We start from the raw sequence: 21,680 nt of genomic DNA on the forward strand, positions 1-21,680 counted from the left end.
ATGCGGTTTCGCACCAGGGTAATACTTAATACTTTATACTTGAAAAATACTTAATACTTATTTCAAGAATCCTTGCTGGCGAAGTACTTTCAATAGGTTTTCGGACATAAATTCGTTATCTTTCTTTGTGTAACGCACGTCCGTAAAGACTTGAGCCAATGTTTCTTTTTTATTTTCTTCGATAAACTGCTTGTTTTCCGGCAATGATTCTTTGTAAGCATAGAGTTTATCTATTTCTTCCGGTGTATAGTCGTGATATTTTTCATCGTGCACCGCAGCTTCCAAAGGCAAACGGTCTACTTGTGCGGGAATACCATCCGGATAGCCTACCGTTATTGTGGTGAGAGGGAATACCAGTTCGGGGAGTTGGAGGGTATCGATAATCATTTGAGGATTATAAGTGGTAGTTCCCAAATAACAAATGCCGAGTCCTGCTTCTTCCGCCAGTGTACAAAAAGTCTGTGCAACAAGCAAAGTATCCATAGACGCATTCATAAAAGACATTAAATTATCGTAGCCCGGCATAGCTTTCCGCTGTTCACACCATTTGCTGAAACGACGGAAATCAGCACAAAAAGTCAATACGACCGGAGCATTTTTTACCATCGGCTGATTGAAATGAGCAGGCGAAAGTTTCTCTTTCATTTCCGCATCACGGGTCACAATCACACTATAAAGTTGCATCCCACCCATCGTAGAAGCACGGAAAGAGGTTTCAAGCAAATCATTTAACAAAATCGGATTTATATCTTTAGGCAGATATTTCCGGATAGTTCTTCTGTTTTTTACGGTTTCAAACATATCTTTTTTTTGCAAAGATATAAAAAGAAAAAAATATTCCACCACACTAGCAGAATAGAATAGTTTTCTTTTTGGAGAACTTTAACCTTTGAACAAATTTCAATTTTATCTGTTTATCAAACACTTAGCATAAACAAATGGAAAACTTGCAACCTGTTAATAAATTAATTCATTTTTATTTTGATAGATGAAAAAACATTCTTAGCTTTGCGCCTACATTTGTTAACGATAAGTAAACTTCTACATATTACTTATTAAAAACGAGATTTAACACAAATTGAATCGTGGAAAAACAGATTTATTCTTACGACGAAGCCTATGAAGAATCTTTACGATATTTTCAAGGCGACGAGCTTGCTGCAAGGGTTTGGGTAAACAAATACGCAGTAAAGGATTCTTTCGGTAATATCTATGAAAAATCCCCGGAAGACATGCATTGGAGAATTGCAAATGAAGTGGCACGCGTAGAATCGAAGTATCCGAATGCGTTGACAGCAAAAGAACTGTATGATTTACTGGATCACTTCAAGTACATCGTCCCCCAAGGTAGCCCGATGACAGGAATCGGTAACGACTACCAGGTTGCTTCACTATCCAACTGCTTTGTTATCGGAGTGGACGGTGCAGCCGACTCTTATGGCGCTATCATCAAAATCGACGAAGAACAGGTGCAACTAATGAAAAGACGTGGTGGTGTAGGTCATGACTTATCACACATCCGTCCGAAAGGTTCTCCCGTTAAAAACTCGGCGTTGACTTCTACCGGTCTTGTTCCATTCATGGAACGCTATTCGAATTCTACTCGTGAAGTAGCTCAAGACGGACGTCGCGGTGCATTGATGTTGAGCGTGTCTATCAAGCATCCGGATTCGGAAGCATTCATTGATGCCAAGATGACCGAAGGCAAAGTGACCGGAGCAAACGTTTCTGTCAAGTTGGACGACGCTTTCATGCAGGCTGCCGTAGACGAAAAGCCGTATGTACAGCAATATCCTATCGACTCTGCCCAACCTACATTCACCAAGGAAATCGACGCTTCTACCTTGTGGAAGAAAATCGTTCACAATGCATGGAAATCGGCAGAACCGGGCGTTTTGTTCTGGGATACGATTATCCGTGAATCTGTGCCTGATTGTTATGCAGACCTAGGTTACAGAACGGTATCTACCAACCCATGCGGAGAAATTCCTCTATGTCCTTACGATTCTTGCCGCTTATTGGCTATCAATCTATATTCTTATGTGGTAAATCCGTTCAAACCGGATGCTTATTTTGATTTCGACCTGTTCCAAAAACACGTGGCTCTCGCACAACGGATCATGGACGATATTATCGACCTCGAACTAGAGAAGATCGAACGTATCATGACCAAGATTGACGAAGATCCGGAAAACGAAGAAGTGAAACATGCGGAACGTGCACTTTGGGAGAAAATCTACAAGAAGAGCGGACAAGGTCGTCGTACCGGCGTAGGTATCACTGCAGAAGGTGATATGCTTGCTGCATTAGGATTGCGCTACGGAACGGAAGAAGCAACGGAATTCTCTGAAAAAGTACACAAGACAGTAGCTCTCGGTGCCTATCGTTCTTCAGTGGAAATGGCCAAAGAACGCGGTGCCTTCGAAATATACAATAGCGAACGTGAACAGAACAATCCGTTCATCCAACGCTTGGCAGCAGCCGACCCGAAACTGTATGAGGACATGAAGAAATATGGTCGCCGTAACATTGCCTGCCTGACGATTGCTCCGACCGGAACGACCAGTTTGATGACGCAGACCACTTCGGGTATCGAGCCTGTATTCCTGCCTGTTTACAAACGTAGAAGAAAGGTGAACCCGAACGATACGAATGTGCATGTAGACTTTGTAGACGAAACAGGGGACGCATTTGAAGAATACATCGTATTCCATCATAAATTTGTTACCTGGATGGAAGCTAACGGATACGATCCGGCCAGACGTTACACCCAGGAAGAGATTGACGAACTGGTTGCCAAATCTCCTTATTACAAAGCGACTTCTAACGATGTCGACTGGTTGATGAAAGTGAAGATGCAGGGAAGAATCCAGAAATGGGTAGACCACTCTATCAGCGTAACCATCAATCTGCCGAACGATGTGGACGAGGATTTAGTAAACCGCCTGTATGTAGAGGCATGGAAATCCGGCTGCAAAGGTTGTACCGTATATCGTGACGGTTCACGCTCCGGAGTGCTGATCTCTACGAAATCGGATAAAGACAAGAAAGAAGGACTTCCTCCTTGCAAACCGCCTACGGTTGTAGAGGTACGTCCGAGAATATTGGAAGCAGACGTTGTCCGTTTCCAGAACAACAAGGAAAAATGGGTAGCTTTTGTCGGATTATTGGACGGACACCCTTATGAAATATTCACTGGTTTGCAAGATGATGACGAAGGTATCTTGCTGCCTAAGAGCGTAACTTGCGGACGTATCATCAAAAATGTGGATGAAGACGGTACCAAACGTTACGACTTCCAATTCGAGAACAAACGCGGATATAAGACGACCATTGAAGGATTGTCAGAGAAGTTCAACAAGGAATACTGGAACTATGCAAAATTGATTTCCGGCGTGCTTCGCTACCGGATGCCGATTGAACAGGTTATCAAACTGGTTGGCTCTCTGCAATTGAACAGTGAAAGTATCAACACTTGGAAAAACGGTGTAGAACGTGCATTGAAGAAGTATATTCAGGATGGAACGGAAGCCAAAGGTAAGAAGTGCCCGAACTGTGGCAACGAGACATTGGTTTATCAGGAAGGCTGTCTGATTTGTACTACTTGCGGCGCTTCCAGATGTGGATAATAGTCCTACGTATGTTAATTAATATATAAACAAAAGATTAAAAGGAGTCCGGTGCGGCTCCTTTTATTTTTTATTCAAAAAAATGTCTTATACTTGCAGTGTCTTACATATACAATCAAAATCTAATATATATGATTCTATCATTTAATATTGAATACCGCACCAATTGGGGAGAAGAAGTAAGGATTTCCGGCTTATTTCCGGAATCAATTCCTTTACACACCACCGATGGTATCTATTGGACGGCAGAACTTGAGCTTGAAGTCCCTCAAGAAGGGATGACTATCAATTATAGCTATCAGATAGAGCAAAACGGAATAGTTATCCGCAAGGAATGGGACAGTTTTTCGAGATCTATTTTCTTATCAGGCAGTTCCAGGAAGATATACAGAATCAATGATTGCTGGAAAAATATCCCGGAACAACTGTATCTTTATAGTTCTGCTTTTACAGAAGCCTTACTGGCACATCCTGAAAAAGAGAATATCCCACAAAGATATAAGAAGGGACTGGTTATCAAGGCCTACGCCCCACGTATCAACAAAGATTATTGCCTGGCAATTTGTGGCAACCAGAAATCATTAGGTCACTGGGACCCGGAGAAAGCGGTATTGATGAGTGATACCAATTTCCCGGAATGGCAGATAGAGCTGGACGCCAGCAAACTAAAATATCCGCTGGAATATAAATTCATCCTCTACAACAAACAGGAAAAGAAAGCAGACTGCTGGGAGAAAAACCCTAACCGCTATCTGGCAGACCCGGAACTGAAGACCAACGAAACGCTCGTGATTTCCGACCGATATGTTTATTTCGACATTCCCGCATGGAAAGGGGCAGGAATCGCTATACCCGTATTTTCTTTAAAATCAGAGAAAAGTTTCGGAGTAGGTGATTTCGGCGATTTGAAACGTATGGTCGACTGGGCAGTAAATACTCGCCAGAAAGTTATTCAGATTTTACCGGTCAACGACACCACCATGACTCATGCATGGACGGACTCTTATCCTTATAACAGCATTTCTATTTATGCTTTCCATCCGATGTATGCGGATATCAGGCAAATGGGAACTCTGAAAGATAAAGAAGCGGCATCGAAATTCAGCAAGAAGCAAAAGGAACTGAACAGCCTCCCTGCTATTGACTACGAAGCGGTCAACCAAACTAAATGGGAGTTTTTCAACTTACTATTCCGACAGGAAGGAGAAAAGGTATTGGCTTCCAAAGGTTTCAAAGATTTCTTTGAAACAAACAAGGAATGGCTGCAACCTTATGCAGTCTTTAGTTATCTGCGCGATGCCTACAAAACGCCCAATTTCCGCAAATGGCCGCGACACTCTGTTTACCAAGCGGAAGATATAGAAAAAATGTGCCAACCGGGAACGGCAGATTATCCTCACATCTCGTTGTATTATTATATCCAGTATCATTTGCACCTGCAGTTGTTGTCTGCAACCGAATATGCTCGCCAACACGGTGTCGTATTAAAGGGGGATATTCCGATTGGCATCAGCCGCAACAGCGTGGAAGCCTGGACAGAACCTCATTACTTCAATCTAAACGGACAAGCGGGTGCTCCGCCCGATGATTTCTCGATCAACGGGCAAAACTGGGGATTCCCCACATACAACTGGGATGTCATGGAAAAAGACGGATACCGCTGGTGGATGAAGCGTTTTCAGAAAATGGCGGAATACTTCGATGCTTACCGGATCGATCATATCCTCGGTTTCTTCCGTATTTGGGAAATACCAATGCACGCTGTACACGGATTGTTAGGCCAGTTTGATCCTTCTTTGCCGATGAGCCGGGAAGAAATCGAAAGTTATGGTCTAACGTTCCGCGATGAATATCTGCTACCATTCATCCATGAATCTTTCCTCGGACAGTTGTTCGGACCGCATACCCATTTAGTCAAACAGGATTTCCTTGAATCGGTTGATGACTCCGGACTTTATCGGATGAAACCGGGATTCGAAACACAACGGGAGGTAGAGCAATTCTTCGCCGGTAGAAATGATGAAGATAGTGTGTGGATTCGGGAAGGGCTTTATTCATTAATCAGCAACGTCTTATTTGTTGCGGATAAGAAAGAGGAAAGTAAATACCACCCGCGCATCGGTGTGCAACGGGATTTCGTATTCCGGTCGCTGAACGAAGAAGAGAAAAATGCGTTTAACAAACTATACGACCAGTATTATTATCACCGGCACAACGAGTTCTGGTATCAGCAAGCAATGAAGAAGTTACCTCAACTGACACAGTCAACCCGCATGTTAGTTTGTGGAGAAGATTTGGGGATGATTCCTGCTTGTGTGTCGTCGGTGATGAATGATCTCCGGATTCTTAGTCTGGAAATTCAGCGGATGCCTAAGAATCCGATGTATGAATTCGGGCATTTAAATGAGTATCCGTACCGGTCTGTCTGCACAATCTCCACTCACGATATGTCTACGTTGCGTGGCTGGTGGGAAGAAGATTATCAACAGATCCAACGTTACTATAATGCAACGTTAGGACATTATGGAGTTGCACCGACAACTGCCACCCCGGAGTTGTGCGAGGAAATCGTACGCAACCATCTCAACAGTAATTCCATTCTCTGTATCTTGTCTTTCCAGGATTGGTTATCGATAGACGGGAAATGGAGAAATCCGAATGTGGCGGAAGAGCGAATTAATGTTCCATCCAATCCACGCAATTACTGGAGATACCGAATGCATCTCACTCTGGAACAGTTGATGAAAGCAAAAACACTTAATGATAAGATTGGTGAACTGATTAAATACACAGGAAGAGATCCGAATAAATAGAATAAAAGATACAAGTAACTTTCAAAAAGGATATTTTCCGGACACTACCGACGCGGATAACACTAGATTAAGAACGCTAAAAATCTATGTGATCCGCGTCATTCGTTTTTCAAGGATATATTGATAACAGAGGTAAAATAAGGAGTTTCAAAACATAGTCAACCATTTTTTTCGCAATAATATCATTACTATATATCATACTTTTTCGCTTTTCGCATCATTCGTTTATTTTTTCAATGTTCCTCTTTTTATTCCGATTTATAAAGTATCTTTGCGCCGAAAAAGAGAAATTAAAAGAGATAATGGAAGGCAACCAGAGCAGACGTATTGATTTTGTGGACTTAACCAAAGGAGTCTGCATTATCCTTGTGGTAATGGCACACGTTGGAGGGGCCTTCGAACAACTGGATACGAATTCGATGTTATCCTGTTTCCGCATGCCGCTTTACTTCTTTATCTCGGGAGTGTTTTTCAAATCATACGAAGGCCTGTTCGGATTCATCCTACGAAAAATAAACAAATTGATTATTCCTTTTCTTTTCTTCTATTTAAGTGCATTTCTAATGAAATACATTGTTTGGAAGATTGCTCCAGGAGTGTTTCAACTGCCTGTGTCGTGGAATGAACTCTTGGTTGTATTTCATGGACACGACCTTATCAAGTTCAATCCACCGATCTGGTTTCTACTCGCATTATTCAATTGCAACATCCTGTTTTATCTAATTCACTTTCTGCGCGAAAAGCATCTGCCTGTCATGTTCGCTGTGACAATCCTGATTGGTTGCGCAGGATTTTATCTCGGAAAATTACAGATAGAATTACCCCTGTATATAGATGTTTCTATGACTGCCCTCCCCTTCTATGTAGCCGGTTTCTGGATCCGACGGTATAATTTCTTTCTATATCCCAGCCATCGTTTCGACAAACTGATACCGGTTTTTGTTGTATTGGCATTGGTGGTAATGTACTTTACCGCTACCACATTGGGTATGCGTACCAACAATTATACGGGAAATATTTTTCAAGTATATATCGCTGCGTTTGCAGGAATATTTATGATTATGTTACTTTGCAAAAAAGTGAAAAAGATAAAGGTTGTTTCTTACTTGGGACGATATTCAATCATCACCTTGAGTATTCATGGACCGATACTTCATTTTTTAGGTCCATTAGTCAGCCGTTATATTCACAATAGTTGGGCACAGGCAAGCGCACTTCTGCTTATAACATTAAGCATCTGCCTTCTGCTCACACCCGTCTTTCTTAAAGTGATTCCACAAATGGTTGCACAGAAAGACCTGTTAAAAGTCAAACAAGATCATACTAAAAAGACAGTATATGAAGATAAACAGTAGCTATATCCTTTTGAAGGAAATTCGTTGTTACGCCTATCATGGAGTCGCACCGCAAGAAAATCTGATTGGAAATGAATATCTCATTGACCTGAAACTGAAAGTGGATATCAGCAAAGCTACCCGGACAGATGAGGTTGCCGACACTGTCAACTATGCTGAAGTACATCAAGTGATAAAAAATGAAATGGCTATTCCGTCAAAGTTACTGGAGCATGTCAGCGGACGGATTATACAAAAACTCTTTGACCAATTCCCCTGTATTGAAGAAATCGAACTTCGGCTTTCCAAACGAAACCCACCGATGGGAGCAGATATAGAGTCCGCAGGAATTGAGCTACACTGCAGCAGGAAATAAGATAATCACAGCCAGAAATGAAATATAAATGACGAAATGCAGATAATACGATATTAATAAAGTAATCCGTATCATCTGCATTCCTTTTTTAAGCAAGATCTGCTTCTATTTTCACAGCCGTAAACTACCGGTTTATTTTCTCTTCTTTTTTCTTCTATTTACCGATTCGACAGCTTCCGTCACCACAGGTTTATTCTGGAAACGTTTTGTATAGCTGGAATAGTCCGGATGAATGCGTTCGTAATCAGGATCCATAAATAACGGACTGGAAATAATATGATCCGCCGTAGAACGGTTACAACAGAAAACAATATTTTCTACACCGGCCAAACGGGTTAATGCTTTTACATCCGTATCATGCGGTTGCAATGTCATGGGGTCCGTGAAGAAAAAGAGATAATCAATCTGCCCATCCACAATACGTGATCCCATCTGTTGGTCACCACCTAACGGACCTGATTTTAAAATCGTAAAATCCCACTCTTCATCAGGATGTTTCTCCTTCAATGCTTCCAATATCAAAGTACCCGTAGTACCTGTACAATAGAATTTATTACCCATCAACAGTTCCGAGTTCCACAGTACCCATTCGATGAGGTCTTTTTTCATTGCATCATGCGCTACCAGCCCGATGCCTCTTCTAACCTTTGATTTCATTTGCTATCCTTTTAAATCCGACAATTGAGAGAATCGTTTGCATCCCCTCGCATAAAACTGCCACAAGATACTACTTTTTGTCCGTTCAGGTATCGGATTCAAAGTTTTTTTTCTCATATTCTCTTCACGGGATAAAGAAAACGACGGACATAATCGTTTATACTCTTTCCGCGCACGCATCACAGCACTAGCATTATCCCAGTGCCCTTGCAACAAGAAATTGAACGCCGCCAGATAATCGAGACAAGTCCGGATACGCATCACTTTATTTAACTCCTCCTGTGGAAGATTCTTATAGAGCATGACAAGATTATTACGGAAATTAAGAAAAGTCTTATGAGGATTCTCTTTTTTAAGAGTAGCTCCCCCCACATGATAGACAATGCTTTGAGGTATACAGACAATCTCACGATTCCGTGAACGGAGTCGCCAGCACAAATCTATTTCTTCCATGTGAGCAAAGAAACGTCCATCCAATCCCCCGACATTCACATAATCAGTGCGCCGGATAAACAGCGCTGCCCCCGTGGCCCAGAAAACAGGAATTACCGTATCATACTGACCTTCGTCTTTCTCCACAACTCCCATAATACGCCCCCTACAAAAAGGATAACCGTATTTATCAATAAAGCCACCGGCTGCCCCGGCATATTCGAAATATTCTTTTTGCCGCTGGCTTCGTATCTTCGGCTGACAAGCAGCTACCTCCGGATGCTTATCAAGATAAGCAATCATTGGTTCCAACCAATGTTCCGTCACCTCGACATCCGAATTCAAAAGAACTACATATTCTGCGTCGACCTGCTGCAATGCTAAATTATATCCATCCGCAAAGCCATAATTCTGATCGAGTACAATCGTTCTGACAGAAGGAAATTCCTGTTGAAGCAAAGTAACGGAAGCGTCCGTAGAACCATTGTCAGCCACGCAGACCTCGATCCCCTCCCCTTCCGAATACCGGACGACGGACGGAAGAAAAGTACGAAGCATATCACACCCGTTCCAATTTAAAATTACAACTGAAACTTTCATTGTTATTCCTTCTTCTTGTTCAATTCTTTCTCTTCTAATCGGTCAGCTTCTTCACGAGTCATTTTCCAACGTTTATGAGACCACAACCAATATGCCGGTTCTTTACGAATCGTCTGTTCTAATCTATGAGCAAACATTTCCGTGATTTCTCCTTCTCTTGTTTCTTTCGGTGTTTCCGTCATCAACTTGAACTCCGCTTCACAGTATCCTCTGCGATTCTTACTAAGTTCACAATAGAAAACAGGGAAATTCATCATTTTGGCAATTCGCTCCGCACCATTCAGAAAAGCAGTTTCCTGTCCTAAAAAGGTAGTCCAATATTTATCATATCCACTGGGCCATTGATCAGTAATCAAACCGACTACCATCTTTTTTCCATCATGTTTGAGCTTAATAATTTCACGGGCTGTAGAATGTTTCGGAATATTATACCCCCCGAAACGAGAACGAATACGTTTAAACAACTCATCCAAATATTTATCCCTCAACGGTTTATAAACCTGTACGGGAACATCCCCCGGTTTCATGATTGCTCCCATGCCTATCAACCACTCATAATTGGCATAATGAGGAATCATTACTATAATACCTCCATACTTTTCTGTCAGTTCAAGATATTGTTCCGTATTCTTATAAGTCATTCTCTCACAAAGTTCTTCGGCAGACATATGCAACAATTTCAAATCTTCAAGCATATAATCCGACAAATAGCGATAAAACTTGCGTTCTATCTGTAATCTCTCCGCATCTGTTTTTTCCGGAAATGATCTCAATAGATTTCCCCGAACTACTTTCCGACGATATTTTCCAACACGATACATCAGCAGATAATTAAAATCCGAAAGCATATATAAAACCCGGAACGGAAGAGCTGAAAACAGCCACATTCCACTGTATACCAACCAATAGATAAGTTTTGATCTCATAACTTATATCAAAATTGTACCTTTAAGTGCTGTCATCTCCTCATTAAACTCTCCCAGACGTACATTAACCACCTGATTATCCAGCGAGTCATCACTTTCCACCTCTACACGAATATAATTCTCCGTAAATCCATGCATCGGAGCACCAGCTTTCGATTTTTCCATCAATACCGGCATTGTCTGCCCGATATGACGTGCATAAAAAGCCTGTGTCTTTTGGTCCGATAGTGCCAACAGACGCTGACTACGCTGATGCTTCTCTTCCGGAGAAACCACATACTCTATTTTTAAGGCTTGCGTTCCGGGACGTTCGGAATAGCTAAACACATGCAACTGCGTCACATCCAGACCATCAATAAACTGATAAGCCTGTTCAAAGTATTCGGGTGTTTCTCCACGGGTTCCCACAATCACGTCCACTCCGATAAAAGCATCCGGCATCACCTCTTTTATCTTCTTCACTTTCGAAGCAAAAAGAGCAGTGTCGTAACGACGGCGCATTAACTGCAAAACTTCATCGCAACCGGATTGCAAAGGGATATGAAAATGAGGCATAAAACTGCGGGAATGAGACACAAACTCGATAATCTCATCAGTCAACAGATTGGGTTCTATGGAAGAGATACGATAACGTTCGATTCCCTCTACCTGATCCAATGCCTTTACCAGATCAAAGAAACTCTCTCCTGTTGTTTTACCAAAATCTCCGATATTCACTCCGGTCAGAACGATTTCTTTTCCGCCTTCAGCAGCTGCCTGCCGGGCCTGCTCAACCATGGAAGCAATAGTCCCGTTACGACTTCGCCCGCGGGCAAAAGGAATCGTGCAATATGAACAGAAGTAATCGCATCCATCCTGCACCTTCAAGAAGAAACGGGTACGGTCTCCCCGTGAACACGAGGGAGAAAACGAACGGATATCTTTGGTTGTAGTAGTGATAGCCTCTCCTTTTTCATGCTTTTGGAGGTCGCCCAGATATTGAAGTAACTCTCCCTTCTGTTCCGCTCCCAGCACTACATCTACTCCATCAATCTTTGCCACGTCGCCGGGCTTCAATTGCGCATAACATCCGGTCACTACCACAAAAGCACCGGGATGCTGCTTTACCAGGCGGTGGATGGCTTGCCGGCATTTCTTATCCGCCATCTCTGTCACCGAACAGGTATTTACCACACAGATATCTGCTTTCTCTCCTTTGCGTGCAGTCCGGACTCCTGCCTCACGCAGGATTTTACCGATAGTTGAAGTCTCTGAAAAATTTAATTTGCAGCCTAAAGTATAATAAACGGCTGTCTTATTTTGAAATACAGTGGTATCTATCATAAGCTGTTATAAACACATTAACTTTGCAAAGTTACACATTATTATCAGTAAAACACTTTAGGATACGAAAGTTTATTCCTATTTTTGCACAATTCACTAAAAAACGTGCAATGATTAAAGAGAATTTCATTAAACTATACGAAAATAGTTTTCGTGAGAATTGGGATCTGCCTTGTTATACCGATTATGGAGAAGATACCCAATACACATACGGTGAGGTAGCTGAAAAAATCGCCCGTTTACATCTGTTATTCAAACATTGTAGCCTTCGCAGAGGAGATAAGATTTCAGTTATCGGCAAAAATAACGCTCATTGGTGCATCGCCTATATGGCAACGATCACATACGGAGCGATCATTGTCCCTATCCTTCAAGATTTTACGCCTAATGACGTTCATCATATCGTCAATCATTCCGAATCTGTATTCCTATTCACCAGCGACAGTATTTGGGAGAATCTGGAAGAGGAAAAATTAACGGGGCTACGGGGAGTATTCTCATTGACTGATTTCCGGTGTCTTTATCAACGTGACGGGGAAACCATACAGAAGTTTCTGAAAAATACCGATAAAGAGATACATGCTTTATATCCGAAAGGATTTACCCGTGAAGATGTTCAGTACACCACTTTATCCAATGACAAAGTGATGCTGTTAAATTACACTTCCGGAACCACCGGTTTCAGTAAGGGTGTGATGCTGACAGGAAACAATCTTGCTGGCAATGTCACTTTCGGTATTCGTACCGAACTCCTTAAAAAAGGGGATAAAGTGCTGTCTTTCCTTCCCCTTGCCCACGCATACGGTTGCGCATTTGACTTTCTGACAGCAACCGCTGTCGGGACCCATGTCACTTTGCTTGGAAAAACGCCTTCTCCCAAAATTATAATGAAGGCTTTTGAGGAAGTGAAACCTAACCTTATTATTACTGTCCCGTTAGTGATTGAAAAGATATATAAGAATATTATCCAGCCACTCATTAATAAAAAAGGTATGAAGTGGGCACTCAATATTCCTCTGCTCGACACCCAAATCTACAACCAGATACGTAAAAGACTGATTGATGCACTGGGAGGACGGTTTAAAGAGATCATTATCGGTGGCGCCGCTATGGATAAGGAAGTAGAAGAATTCTTCTACAAAATCAAATTTCCTTTTACGATCGGTTATGGAATGACGGAATGTGGCCCGCTTATCAGCTATGCCCCCTGGGATGAATTTGTATTAGGCTCCTCCGGAAAGATTCTGGATATAATGGAAGCACGTATCTATAAAGAAAACCCGGAAGCAGAAACCGGAGAAATCCAGGTTCGCGGAGAGAATGTGATGGTGGGATACTACAAGAATCAGGAGGCAACGCAGGAAGTATTCACGCAGGACGGCTGGTTACGTACCGGCGACCTCGGTTCCATGGACAGCAACGGAAATATTTTCATCCGGGGACGACTCAAGACTATGATCTTAAGTTCTAGCGGACAGAATATCTTCCCTGAAGAGTTGGAAACCAAACTGAATAACCTGCCTTTCATTCTCGAAAGTCTTGTTATCGAACGCAATAAAAAATTAGTGGCACTTGTTTATGCCGATTACGAAGCGTTGGATTCTCTTGGATTAAATAATCCGGATAACCTGAAAACAATCATGGATGAAAATCTTAAGAATCTGAACAGCAACGTAGCCGCTTATGAGAAAATCAGCAAGATCCAACTCTACCCTACTGAATTTGAAAAAACGCCCAAAAGAAGCATAAAAAGATACTTATATAACAGTATTGCTGTCGATTAGCATGTTCTAAAACATATAAAAAGGGGAGAAAAGTGGCCAGTTACAAAAAAAAATATAAAAAAAGTTGGCGTTTCGAGAACAACATATTGAAAAAGTACATACCTTTGCATCGTTTTAATAAAGCAATTGATTGTATTACGTTTTTAAAAAGCAAAGAAAATGAAAAAATTAGTTTTGATGGCCGTAGCTATCGTAGCAGTATCATTCGCATCATGTGGTAACAAAGCAGCTGACGCAGCAAAAGCAACTGCAGATTCTATCCGTATCGCTGACTCAATCGCAGCAGTAGAAGCAGCAGCTCTTGAAGCTGAACAAGCAGCAGCCGCAGCAGCAGATTCTTTGAATGCTGATAGCACTGCAACTGAAACTGTAGCTGAATAATTCAGAAACAGCTAGAGAGAATTGAAAGTCTGCCATGCGAAAGCATGCACAGACTTTTTTTATGCCTTTATTTTTAGCAAGCCACACGTTATTTAGCGTATGAACTTTTCACAAAAGGAGCGTTCAATAAATAATCCAGACTTACTTCTACACTTTCCTCTACCGGAATACTATACTTTTCGATTTCAGCAACGAGATAATTAACGCCTGCAGTTTTTGCATTCTTAAAGATAGCATCAAAACCGACCATTCCACTTTGTCCAATCTCTCTGTGATCTTTCACATGGAATATCTGGAAGCGACCGGGATATTTATTAAAATAATCAACAGGACTGTTTTGTCCGCGAACTACCCAATAAAGGTCCATCTGGAAGAAAACATATTCAGGATTCGTATGTTCCAACATATAATCATACATCACTTTATCTTCTACCTTCTGAAATTCATGAGCGTGATTATGATATCCGAACGACAAACCTTGTTGTTTGCAACGCTTACCTATTTCATTATAATATGCACAATATGTTTCTAAATCCTTGAGCGTCTTAGGTACATCCATCCACGGAGCTACAATATATTTCATACCGGCAGCTTTGTGATCGGCAATACATTGATCCCACCATTCAAGTGACTTTGAATAGTCGCCGGAAGCCAATTCTTCTTTAGACAATTGTCTTGTACAATGTGAAGACAAGACTTTTAATCCTGCCGATTCGACATCTTTCTTAAATTGTTGGGGAGTACGGTCATAAAATTTACCGTTGTTATAATTGGCTGCTTCAACACCGGTATATCCCATGTTTGCCAATTTCTTCAGAAGAGCAGTATAAGTGGGGTCACACTTACCATTTTTGTTGTCTACCTTGTTTAATATATCTCTGACAGAATAGAGCTGAATTGCTACTTCTTTTTTAGCTTTTTTCTTGGTTTGTGCCGTTACTGCCAGTGGAATCATGAAAAGAGCAGCCAATGCACAGATATAAATTCTAGTTTTCATATAATAGATATTAGTGGGTTACAATAATTCAGGTTTACATAGAAAAAAACAGGCACGGATTACACAGACTTCACGGTTACTCCATGGCAATCGCCATTCAAAAAAACGTGAAATACACGTAACCCGTGCCTTTCTTTATTGCTATTCAATTAGTCCAAAACTTTCACGCGGATGTTGCGGAACCAAACATCGTCACCGTGATCTTGCAAACCAATGAAACCTTCATGATTTTCGCCACCGCAATTATTCAGCAATTCAAATGCCAAAGGCCATTTTTCTTCGCTGAACTTGCTTGCTTGCAACATATCAGTCCATTGTTTTGTCCACAAATGATATTCAAGTACGTTTTCATCGTTTTGTCCGTGAACAACAGTACCTTTATAAACCATAATCTTAGCCTTGTTCCATTCGCCAAACGGTTTAGAGTTTTGAGGAACTGCCGGAATCATGTCATACAAAGAAGCTGACTGGCGATTGTTGTCCTTACCCAATTTAGCATCCGGATGATTGGCATTATCCAAAATCTGATATTCAGGTGCAGAAATATAAATAGGTTCAAGTACATCATTACCATCTTTATCTTTGGAAGTGACCTCTTGAGCCAAATACAGAATACCAGAATTGCTACCTTTAGCAACCTTCCATTCCAGTTCCAACTCAAAGTTTTTAAATTTGTGAGCAAAGATCAAGTCACCACCATCACCGTCTTGAGCTTCACCGCCACCGGAACCGTTAAATTTGATACAGCCATCTTCGATTGTCCATTTAGAAGGAACACGGTCTTTTCCATAACCACGCCATCCGTTAAATGTTTCGCCATCAAAGATAGTGATATAACCATTTTCATCAACAGGCAGATTTAAACTATCAGTTTCCGGTGCTTTCAATGATTTAGAGTAAGACAATGCTACTTTATTTTGCTCTTCCGGAGCATTTGCTTTCTTCTGACCACCGCAAGAAGCGAAAACGCCTGCAGCAAGACAACAACAAGCTAATGGATAAAATACTTTTTTCATGATATCAACTATTTAATTTTTAATCTTTAATTTTTAATCTACTTTTATCTTGGCATATCAGGCAGTCTCCAGCCTTCACGATAACTATGTTTCACCAATTCAGCTGCAAACTGTTTTGCATTGATCGGATCAGTCCATGTCTTATCAAATGTAGGATGACCGTCATGAATCTTGAATCCGTCTTTGATAACGGTACGAATGGTTTCGTTGTCACCGATATTTGTAAAGCACATGTTAGCTCCATCCCATTCAAGAGTTTTGTTCAGCGCTTGCAGACGAATAGCCAATACACCCATTGCCACCATTTCATTCATTGGTCCGGCTTCTGAAAAATCAGATTTAGTCATGATACGATTGGATTTATCTTCTTTACATGCACGTACCCAATCCATCTCGTGACCACCATTCATTGCATTAGGAACACGACGACAAACCTTCGGCGCATTTGGCTTACGACCAGAAAGCAACCAAGGATTCTGTCCATAACATCCGCAAATCAAGGTATCTTTCGTTCCGTGGAAAATAGTCAAACCGCCACCACTCTGCATCAGTTGTTTTCCTTCCGGGAATCCTTTCGGACGTTCGGGCATCATACCACCATCGTACCAATGTACTTCCACTTCAGGCATCGCCACTTTAGGCATATTATTACGAGCCGGGAAAATCATCTTCACATGCTGTGCCTGTGGTGCACAAGCGTTTAACAATAAAGTTGACGATCCTTCCACTTTAATAGGATATTGCAAATTCAATGCTCTAAACGGCTGATGCAAAATATGGCAAGCCATATCGCCTAATGCACCTGTTCCGTAATCCCACCATCCACGCCAGTTCCAAGGATGATAAATAGCATTGTAAGGATTCATTTTAGCAGGACCTGTAAACAAATCCCAATTCAATGTGCTAGGAATTTTATCAACCTTTTCAGGAACATTCAATCCTTGAGGCCAAATAGGACGGTCTGTTGCACATTCGACTTTCGTTACGTCACCGATTTCACCATTCCAAATCCATTCACACACTAAATCCGTACCTTCATCAGAAGAGCCTTGATTACCCATTTGGGTAACCACACCCGTTGATGCAGCCAGCTTTGTCAACAAACGAGATTCATAAACAGAGTGGGTCAATGGTTTCTGACAATACACATGTTTTCCCATTGTCATTGCGTCAGCAGTGATAATAGCATGAGTATGGTCGGCAGTTGCGATAATCACACCATCGATAGACTTACCCATTTCATCATACATCTTACGATAGTCCCAGTACTTTTTAGCCTTGGGGAATTCGTCGAACACGCCTTTTGCGTACTTCCAATCCACATCACAAAGAGCTACAATATTTTCAGTGCCCTTTACATGATTAATGTTGGCATGTCCCATGCCACCAATACCCACAGCTGCAAGATTTAATTTATCAGTAGGCGACACATGCCCATGACTCATACCTAAAATTGTACTAGGAGCAATGGTTATACCTGCTAAAGCAGCGGCTCCCGTTTTGAGAAACTTTCTCCTCGAAATGTTTGACATGATTTTATTTGTTTAAGGGTTAATAATCTTTGGAAGGTTGCCGTGCAACAATCCATATCCATTTTTCATGTTTTTTCTTCGTTCGCGTATTTGCTCCAAAGTGCGCAAATTACCAATAGCAGGCAAATCGTGTTTGCGGGTATCTTTCAAGAATGTCCACGCATATTCGGATGCAATAGCCGAATCGCGCATTAACGGTAATCGAGAACTGCGTTTTCCGGTTTCTACCGAGTCAGCAAACAGGTCACACAACACGTCTATATTCTTGCCGCCAAAAGGTTTCTCTACACGGATGGTTTGGTTGACACCGTGCAGGTCGACAACAGCAGTATTGAAGTCATGCGTCATACGCACAACCCCTTTTGTACCTATAATATCTACATACGAATTATGTGTCTGGTCTTTAGATAATTGCCCATAAACAAATCCCTGGGTAATATCAAAAACGACCCCGTTTTGAAAAGTTCCGTGACATTGTACCCACCAAGGATCCTTGTAGTTCCACATATTCACTCCCTGGGCATTCCATGTTCTATAATCACATCCTGCATACCAACGGGTAATATCTACGTAGTGCATTCCACAATCATGGAAAGCAGGTCCCTCATATTCATGACCTTCACCTGGTGCCAAGCCGGGAGTCATGTGACAAATACGGATAATAGCCAGCTCTCCAATCTCCCCTTGCTGGATATATTCCTTCATTAAATTATGATACCAAGAATTTCGCAGATACAAGTTTACCGTAGAAATGAGGTTTGTGTTTTCTGTCATTTCTACGACTTTCCACTCATTTTCCATTGTATCCGCAACAGGTTTTTCTGAAATAATGTGTTTGCCGTAACGAATAGCTTTTTCTATTTGTTCCATCCGCGAGTCAGCCAAAGTGAAAAGTCCGACTACCTGCACACTTTCATCCTCAAAAATCTTTTGATTATCTTCTGATATAATAGAGTTAGGAGAAAGCTTCTTGGCTAACTGACGCGATGCCGGATTGGTATCACAGATATAAGCAATATTCCACCGATCACTTTTAGTCATCGCTTCCCAGTAGAATCTTCCCATCCTACCAAAACCGATAATTCCAACTTTAATTCTCGTGTCTACTGAAGATTGCGTGTTCATAATTAAACATAGTGAATTTAAGTACAAATAATAGATAAAACATCAACTCCTAACTATCAAACTGATGAGCTAAAAACTGATATTGCAAATCTAGCCAAATAAATAACGGCTTATTTGACTTACACTACTTTATGTAGATATAAAATTAGTTCTTTTTACTATTAATCAACAACTTAGCTAGCTTAACACATCAAAAAAATGTAGATGATTTGGAAAGTATTATAATGTTAAAATGATAATTATGTCTCTTGTGTTGAACTAATTTTCATAATTTCATTCTCAAATTCATCTCTGTCGACGGCTGCCTTATTTCTCATTTTCGTACGATAATTATAAACCGTACTTGTAGAGCAACGGAGGAAGTTCGCTATCTTCCCACTATCCGTAATACCCAAGCGTAATAAAGCATAAATACGAAGTTCTCTGTTCAATAAAGCATCCGGTTTTAAAATAATTTTCTCCTCATCTTTCAACAGAGCGTTAAAATCAGATACAAAAGTGGGATACAAACCTAAGAATACCTTATCAAAACGAGTGTATAAAGCGTCAAGCTCTTCATCAATAAGCGCAGATGATTTTAGCTTCTTAATCAGTTCATCATAGTATTTATTAATAGCTATTTTATACAGCATATTCTGATATTTCTCCATTTTATGGATATAACTAAAACAGACATCAAAGAATTCGGCTATATAATACTCCTTTATACTATTAATTTCGCACAACTGATTATTTGTATCATTCAGCTGGCTGTTCATGCTATTCAGTTTGTTGTTCAATCGTAAAAGCTCCTCATTACTCTGTGCCAATGCCTGTTTTATTTTCAACGTCTTTTTCATCTGAATATAGATGAAAAGCACCAACAGGACTAAAAGAAAAAGGATAATACTTGTAGAAACAAGAAAAGTAGTCAGATGCGACCGTGATCTGGCCTGCTCCGCCTGATAAGCCGTATTAATAATAGAATTGAATTTATAAATTTCGATGGCCCGGAAATGAATACCGGAAGATATAACGTCATCGATAGCGGACTGTGTAAATTTAAAGGCATCAGCTAAATTCTGTTCATCATAAGCTATCAATGCAAGAGATTGCAGGGATGCATTTTCCCGCGTAGCATTCCGGGTATCGGCTATTGCCGACAACATCAAATATTTTTTTTCCTCATCATACTTTTTTTGATGGTGACATAACCTGGAATATGAATGAGTTATCATAGCATAATTGGGCGTCCCCACTTCCTCAATCTCCAGCAGTTCTTTATAAATTTCTTTCGATTTCAGCGTATCACGCCAAATATAATAAGAAGCCTGGGACATTCGATAATCCCAAGAAGTGTGGTCAATAAGGGCAAACAGCGAATCCTGATAAGCAGCCTGCTGCTTACCATACAGATTGTTGGCGACAGAAATCGAATAGTGTCCCCAAAAGCTGGAATAAGTTTGATAATAGTTTATTAATAAATCTCTGGGAAGTTCTGAAGTCTTTATACTTTTCAAAATAATCTCCGCTTCGCGAAACCTGCCACACATCGAATATAAAAGACCAAGATTTAAAAACGACTGATTGGTGAAATAGGGTTTATTCAGCCGACGGGAAATCTCAATATTACGATCAACATAATGGATGGCTGAATCAATATGAAACTTTTTATATTCGTTATATAACCGTAGATTGATTCTATATTCTCCTTCAAGAGTCAAACCGGGACTTTTCAACATACATTTTATCCGGTTTATCCGATCCTCTTTCTCTTTAACAAAGACGTGTTTTTCATCTATCACTCTACGCAAAGAATCAGTCAATAGTTTCAACTCATTATTTGCATAAAGAACACTGCCAATTCCCAAAGCAATCAGCAGAAGCAAAAACCTCTTCTTTAGAAAACAATAGTCGAATTTCATAATAGTAATAGCAAAGATAACAAAAAAAAGCGATTTATTCGTTCAGAACAAATCGCTTTTCATATATGAAGTAAATTTGCTCTTATTCAGCAACTACCTCGAAAGGAATTTCTACCGAAACTTCCTTGTGGAGCTTAACGATAGCCTTGTAACTACCAACTTCTTTCACAGCGTCTTTTACAACGATAATCTTTCTGTCAACTTCATGCCCCAGTTTAGACAATGCTTCAGCAATCTGGATGTTACCAACAGAACCGAAGATAGTACCGGTTGAGCTAACTTTAGTTGCGATAGTCAAAGAAACGCCTTCCAACTTAGCAGCCATAGCCTCAGCATCTTTCTTGATTTTCTCAAGTTTGTGAGCGCGCTGTTTCAGTTCTTCAGCCAACATTTTCTTTGCAGAAGGAGAAGCGATGATAGCTTTTCCAGTCGGGATCAGATAATTACGACCGTATCCGGATTTCACGTTTACGATATCGTTCTTATAACCCAAGTTTACTACGTCTTCTTTCAATATAATTTCCATACTTTTCCTCCTTCTTATTTCATCATGTCAGTTACATAAGGCAGCAATGCCAAGTGACGAGCTCTCTTCACAGCCTGCGCAATACGACGTTGGAACTTCAAAGAAGTACCAGTAATACGACGCGGAAGGATTTTTCCTTGTTCATTCAAGAATTTCTTCAAGAATTCAGGATCTTTGTAGTCGATATACTTAATACCACTCTTTTTGAAACGGCAGTATTTTTTCTTCTTAACGTCTACTGACGGCGGAGTTAAATATCTGATTTCTGATTGAACTTGTTGTGCCATGATTAATCCTCCTTTTTGTTTGATTTAACACTTCTTCT

18 protein-coding genes are annotated in these 21,680 nt (G+C 40.8%); 6 read left to right on the forward strand and 12 right to left on the reverse strand.

Annotated elements, in window-relative coordinates:
- Positions 1-57: 57 nt before the first annotated feature.
- Positions 58-801, reverse strand: a complete 744-nt coding sequence (locus ACT8YW_RS14615) for an NADPH-dependent oxidoreductase (protein WP_444105816.1) — start codon at positions 799-801, stop codon at positions 58-60.
- Between the two features lie 284 nt (positions 802-1,085).
- Here ACT8YW_RS14615 and ACT8YW_RS14620 point away from each other — a divergent pair, with 284 nt between their 5' ends.
- The 4 genes from ACT8YW_RS14620 (at position 1,086) to folB (ending at position 8,152) form a co-directional block, all read left to right on the forward strand.
- Positions 1,086-3,629 carry an adenosylcobalamin-dependent ribonucleoside-diphosphate reductase gene (locus ACT8YW_RS14620; RefSeq protein WP_004299345.1) on the forward strand — a complete coding sequence of 848 codons (2,544 nt, stop codon included), beginning with the start codon at positions 1,086-1,088 and terminating at the stop codon, positions 3,627-3,629.
- A 131-nt stretch (positions 3,630-3,760) separates the two neighbouring features.
- Positions 3,761-6,442, forward strand: a complete 2,682-nt coding sequence (locus tag ACT8YW_RS14625) for a 4-alpha-glucanotransferase (RefSeq protein ID WP_444105818.1) — start codon at positions 3,761-3,763, stop codon at positions 6,440-6,442.
- Between the two features lie 302 nt (positions 6,443-6,744).
- Entirely contained in the window at positions 6,745-7,797 is a 1,053-nt protein-coding gene (locus tag ACT8YW_RS14630) for an acyltransferase family protein (RefSeq protein ID WP_032852829.1), read from the forward strand.
- The gene (gene folB, locus ACT8YW_RS14635; RefSeq protein WP_444105821.1) at positions 7,781-8,152 is read left to right on the forward strand and encodes a dihydroneopterin aldolase; all 372 of its coding nucleotides are present in this window, start codon (positions 7,781-7,783) and stop codon (positions 8,150-8,152) included. Before ACT8YW_RS14630 ends, folB begins: the two co-directional genes overlap by 17 nt.
- A 132-nt stretch (positions 8,153-8,284) precedes the next feature.
- On the opposite strand, the gene ACT8YW_RS14640 is transcribed toward folB, so the two are convergent.
- Genes ACT8YW_RS14640 through mtaB form a run of 4 tightly spaced genes read right to left on the reverse strand, consistent with a single transcriptional unit; the run spans position 8,285 to position 12,090 of the window.
- Positions 8,285-8,809 (reverse strand): methylglyoxal synthase, encoded by a 525-nt coding sequence (locus ACT8YW_RS14640; RefSeq protein ID WP_004321976.1) that lies wholly within the window; start codon positions 8,807-8,809, stop codon positions 8,285-8,287.
- A gap of 3 nt (positions 8,810-8,812) precedes the next feature.
- Complete coding sequence (locus ACT8YW_RS14645) at positions 8,813-9,841, reverse strand: glycosyltransferase family 2 protein (protein ID WP_087317224.1); 1,029 nt, start codon at positions 9,839-9,841, stop codon at positions 8,813-8,815.
- A gap of 2 nt (positions 9,842-9,843) precedes the next feature.
- Entirely contained in the window at positions 9,844-10,767 is a 924-nt protein-coding gene (locus ACT8YW_RS14650) for a lysophospholipid acyltransferase family protein (RefSeq protein WP_444105823.1), read from the reverse strand.
- Between the two features lie 3 nt (positions 10,768-10,770).
- On the reverse strand, positions 10,771-12,090 hold the full coding sequence (gene mtaB, locus ACT8YW_RS14655) for a tRNA (N(6)-L-threonylcarbamoyladenosine(37)-C(2))-methylthiotransferase MtaB (protein ID WP_004321979.1): 1,320 nt from the start codon (positions 12,088-12,090) through the stop codon (positions 10,771-10,773).
- A 110-nt stretch (positions 12,091-12,200) separates the two neighbouring features.
- Here mtaB and ACT8YW_RS14660 point away from each other — a divergent pair, with 110 nt between their 5' ends.
- Both ACT8YW_RS14660 and ACT8YW_RS14665 read left to right on the forward strand, forming a co-directional pair.
- Positions 12,201-13,874, forward strand: a complete 1,674-nt coding sequence (locus tag ACT8YW_RS14660; protein ID WP_444105825.1) for a long-chain fatty acid--CoA ligase — start codon at positions 12,201-12,203, stop codon at positions 13,872-13,874.
- A 159-nt stretch (positions 13,875-14,033) separates the two neighbouring features.
- A complete protein-coding gene (locus ACT8YW_RS14665) occupies positions 14,034-14,255 on the forward strand; it encodes a hypothetical protein (RefSeq protein ID WP_004306615.1) in 222 nt (73 codons plus the stop codon).
- A gap of 88 nt (positions 14,256-14,343) precedes the next feature.
- On the opposite strand, the gene ACT8YW_RS14670 is transcribed toward ACT8YW_RS14665, so the two are convergent.
- The 7 genes from ACT8YW_RS14670 to rpsR form a co-directional block, all read right to left on the reverse strand.
- Positions 14,344-15,252, reverse strand: coding sequence for a sugar phosphate isomerase/epimerase family protein (locus ACT8YW_RS14670; protein WP_444105827.1), 909 nt, complete (start codon positions 15,250-15,252; stop codon positions 14,344-14,346).
- A gap of 149 nt (positions 15,253-15,401) precedes the next feature.
- Entirely contained in the window at positions 15,402-16,268 is an 867-nt protein-coding gene (locus tag ACT8YW_RS14675) for a 3-keto-disaccharide hydrolase (protein ID WP_444105829.1), read from the reverse strand.
- 44 nt (positions 16,269-16,312) lie between these two features.
- Positions 16,313-17,800 carry a Gfo/Idh/MocA family oxidoreductase gene (locus ACT8YW_RS14680; protein ID WP_444105831.1) on the reverse strand — a complete coding sequence of 496 codons (1,488 nt, stop codon included), beginning with the start codon at positions 17,798-17,800 and terminating at the stop codon, positions 16,313-16,315.
- A 12-nt stretch (positions 17,801-17,812) separates the two neighbouring features.
- Entirely contained in the window at positions 17,813-18,925 is a 1,113-nt protein-coding gene (locus ACT8YW_RS14685) for a Gfo/Idh/MocA family protein (protein WP_444105833.1), read from the reverse strand.
- Positions 18,926-19,164: 239 nt separating this feature from the next.
- Complete coding sequence (locus tag ACT8YW_RS14690; protein WP_444105835.1) at positions 19,165-20,829, reverse strand: DUF6377 domain-containing protein; 1,665 nt, start codon at positions 20,827-20,829, stop codon at positions 19,165-19,167.
- 82 nt (positions 20,830-20,911) lie between these two features.
- Positions 20,912-21,355: a 50S ribosomal protein L9 gene (gene rplI / locus ACT8YW_RS14695; protein ID WP_004307965.1), complete on the reverse strand. Its 444-nt coding sequence runs from the start codon at positions 21,353-21,355 to the stop codon at positions 20,912-20,914.
- A gap of 14 nt (positions 21,356-21,369) precedes the next feature.
- The gene (rpsR, locus tag ACT8YW_RS14700) at positions 21,370-21,642 is read right to left on the reverse strand and encodes a 30S ribosomal protein S18 (RefSeq protein WP_004307964.1); all 273 of its coding nucleotides are present in this window, start codon (positions 21,640-21,642) and stop codon (positions 21,370-21,372) included.
- Between the last annotated feature and the right edge of the window lie 38 nt (positions 21,643-21,680).

This window comes from Bacteroides sp. (assembly GCF_052357945.1).
In the GTDB taxonomy this organism is placed as follows: Bacteria; Bacteroidota; Bacteroidia; order Bacteroidales; family Bacteroidaceae; genus Bacteroides.

Bases quoted from the DNA above. Each gene is read 5' to 3' on its own strand.
- ACT8YW_RS14615 (WP_444105816.1), bottom strand. From the start codon at position 801: ATGTTTGAAACCGTAAAAAACAGAAGAACTATCCGGAAATATCTGCCT.
- ACT8YW_RS14630 (WP_032852829.1), top strand. From the start codon at position 6,745: ATGGAAGGCAACCAGAGCAGACGTATTGATTTTGTGGACTTAACCAAA.
- ACT8YW_RS14645 (WP_087317224.1), bottom strand. From the start codon at position 9,841: ATGAAAGTTTCAGTTGTAATTTTAAATTGGAACGGGTGTGATATGCTT.
- ACT8YW_RS14670 (WP_444105827.1), bottom strand. From the start codon at position 15,252: ATGAAAACTAGAATTTATATCTGTGCATTGGCTGCTCTTTTCATGATT.
- folB (WP_444105821.1), top strand. From the start codon at position 7,781: ATGAAGATAAACAGTAGCTATATCCTTTTGAAGGAAATTCGTTGTTAC.
- ACT8YW_RS14690 (WP_444105835.1), bottom strand. From the start codon at position 20,829: ATGAAATTCGACTATTGTTTTCTAAAGAAGAGGTTTTTGCTTCTGCTG.
- ACT8YW_RS14665 (WP_004306615.1), top strand. From the start codon at position 14,034: ATGAAAAAATTAGTTTTGATGGCCGTAGCTATCGTAGCAGTATCATTC.
- mtaB (WP_004321979.1), bottom strand. From the start codon at position 12,090: ATGATAGATACCACTGTATTTCAAAATAAGACAGCCGTTTATTATACT.
- rpsR (WP_004307964.1), bottom strand. From the start codon at position 21,642: ATGGCACAACAAGTTCAATCAGAAATCAGATATTTAACTCCGCCGTCA.
- ACT8YW_RS14675 (WP_444105829.1), bottom strand. From the start codon at position 16,268: ATGAAAAAAGTATTTTATCCATTAGCTTGTTGTTGTCTTGCTGCAGGC.
- ACT8YW_RS14650 (WP_444105823.1), bottom strand. From the start codon at position 10,767: ATGAGATCAAAACTTATCTATTGGTTGGTATACAGTGGAATGTGGCTG.
- ACT8YW_RS14660 (WP_444105825.1), top strand. From the start codon at position 12,201: ATGATTAAAGAGAATTTCATTAAACTATACGAAAATAGTTTTCGTGAG.
- ACT8YW_RS14640 (WP_004321976.1), bottom strand. From the start codon at position 8,809: ATGAAATCAAAGGTTAGAAGAGGCATCGGGCTGGTAGCGCATGATGCA.
- ACT8YW_RS14685 (WP_444105833.1), bottom strand. From the start codon at position 18,925: ATGAACACGCAATCTTCAGTAGACACGAGAATTAAAGTTGGAATTATC.
- rplI (WP_004307965.1), bottom strand. From the start codon at position 21,355: ATGGAAATTATATTGAAAGAAGACGTAGTAAACTTGGGTTATAAGAAC.
- ACT8YW_RS14625 (WP_444105818.1), top strand. From the start codon at position 3,761: ATGATTCTATCATTTAATATTGAATACCGCACCAATTGGGGAGAAGAA.
- ACT8YW_RS14680 (WP_444105831.1), bottom strand. From the start codon at position 17,800: ATGTCAAACATTTCGAGGAGAAAGTTTCTCAAAACGGGAGCCGCTGCT.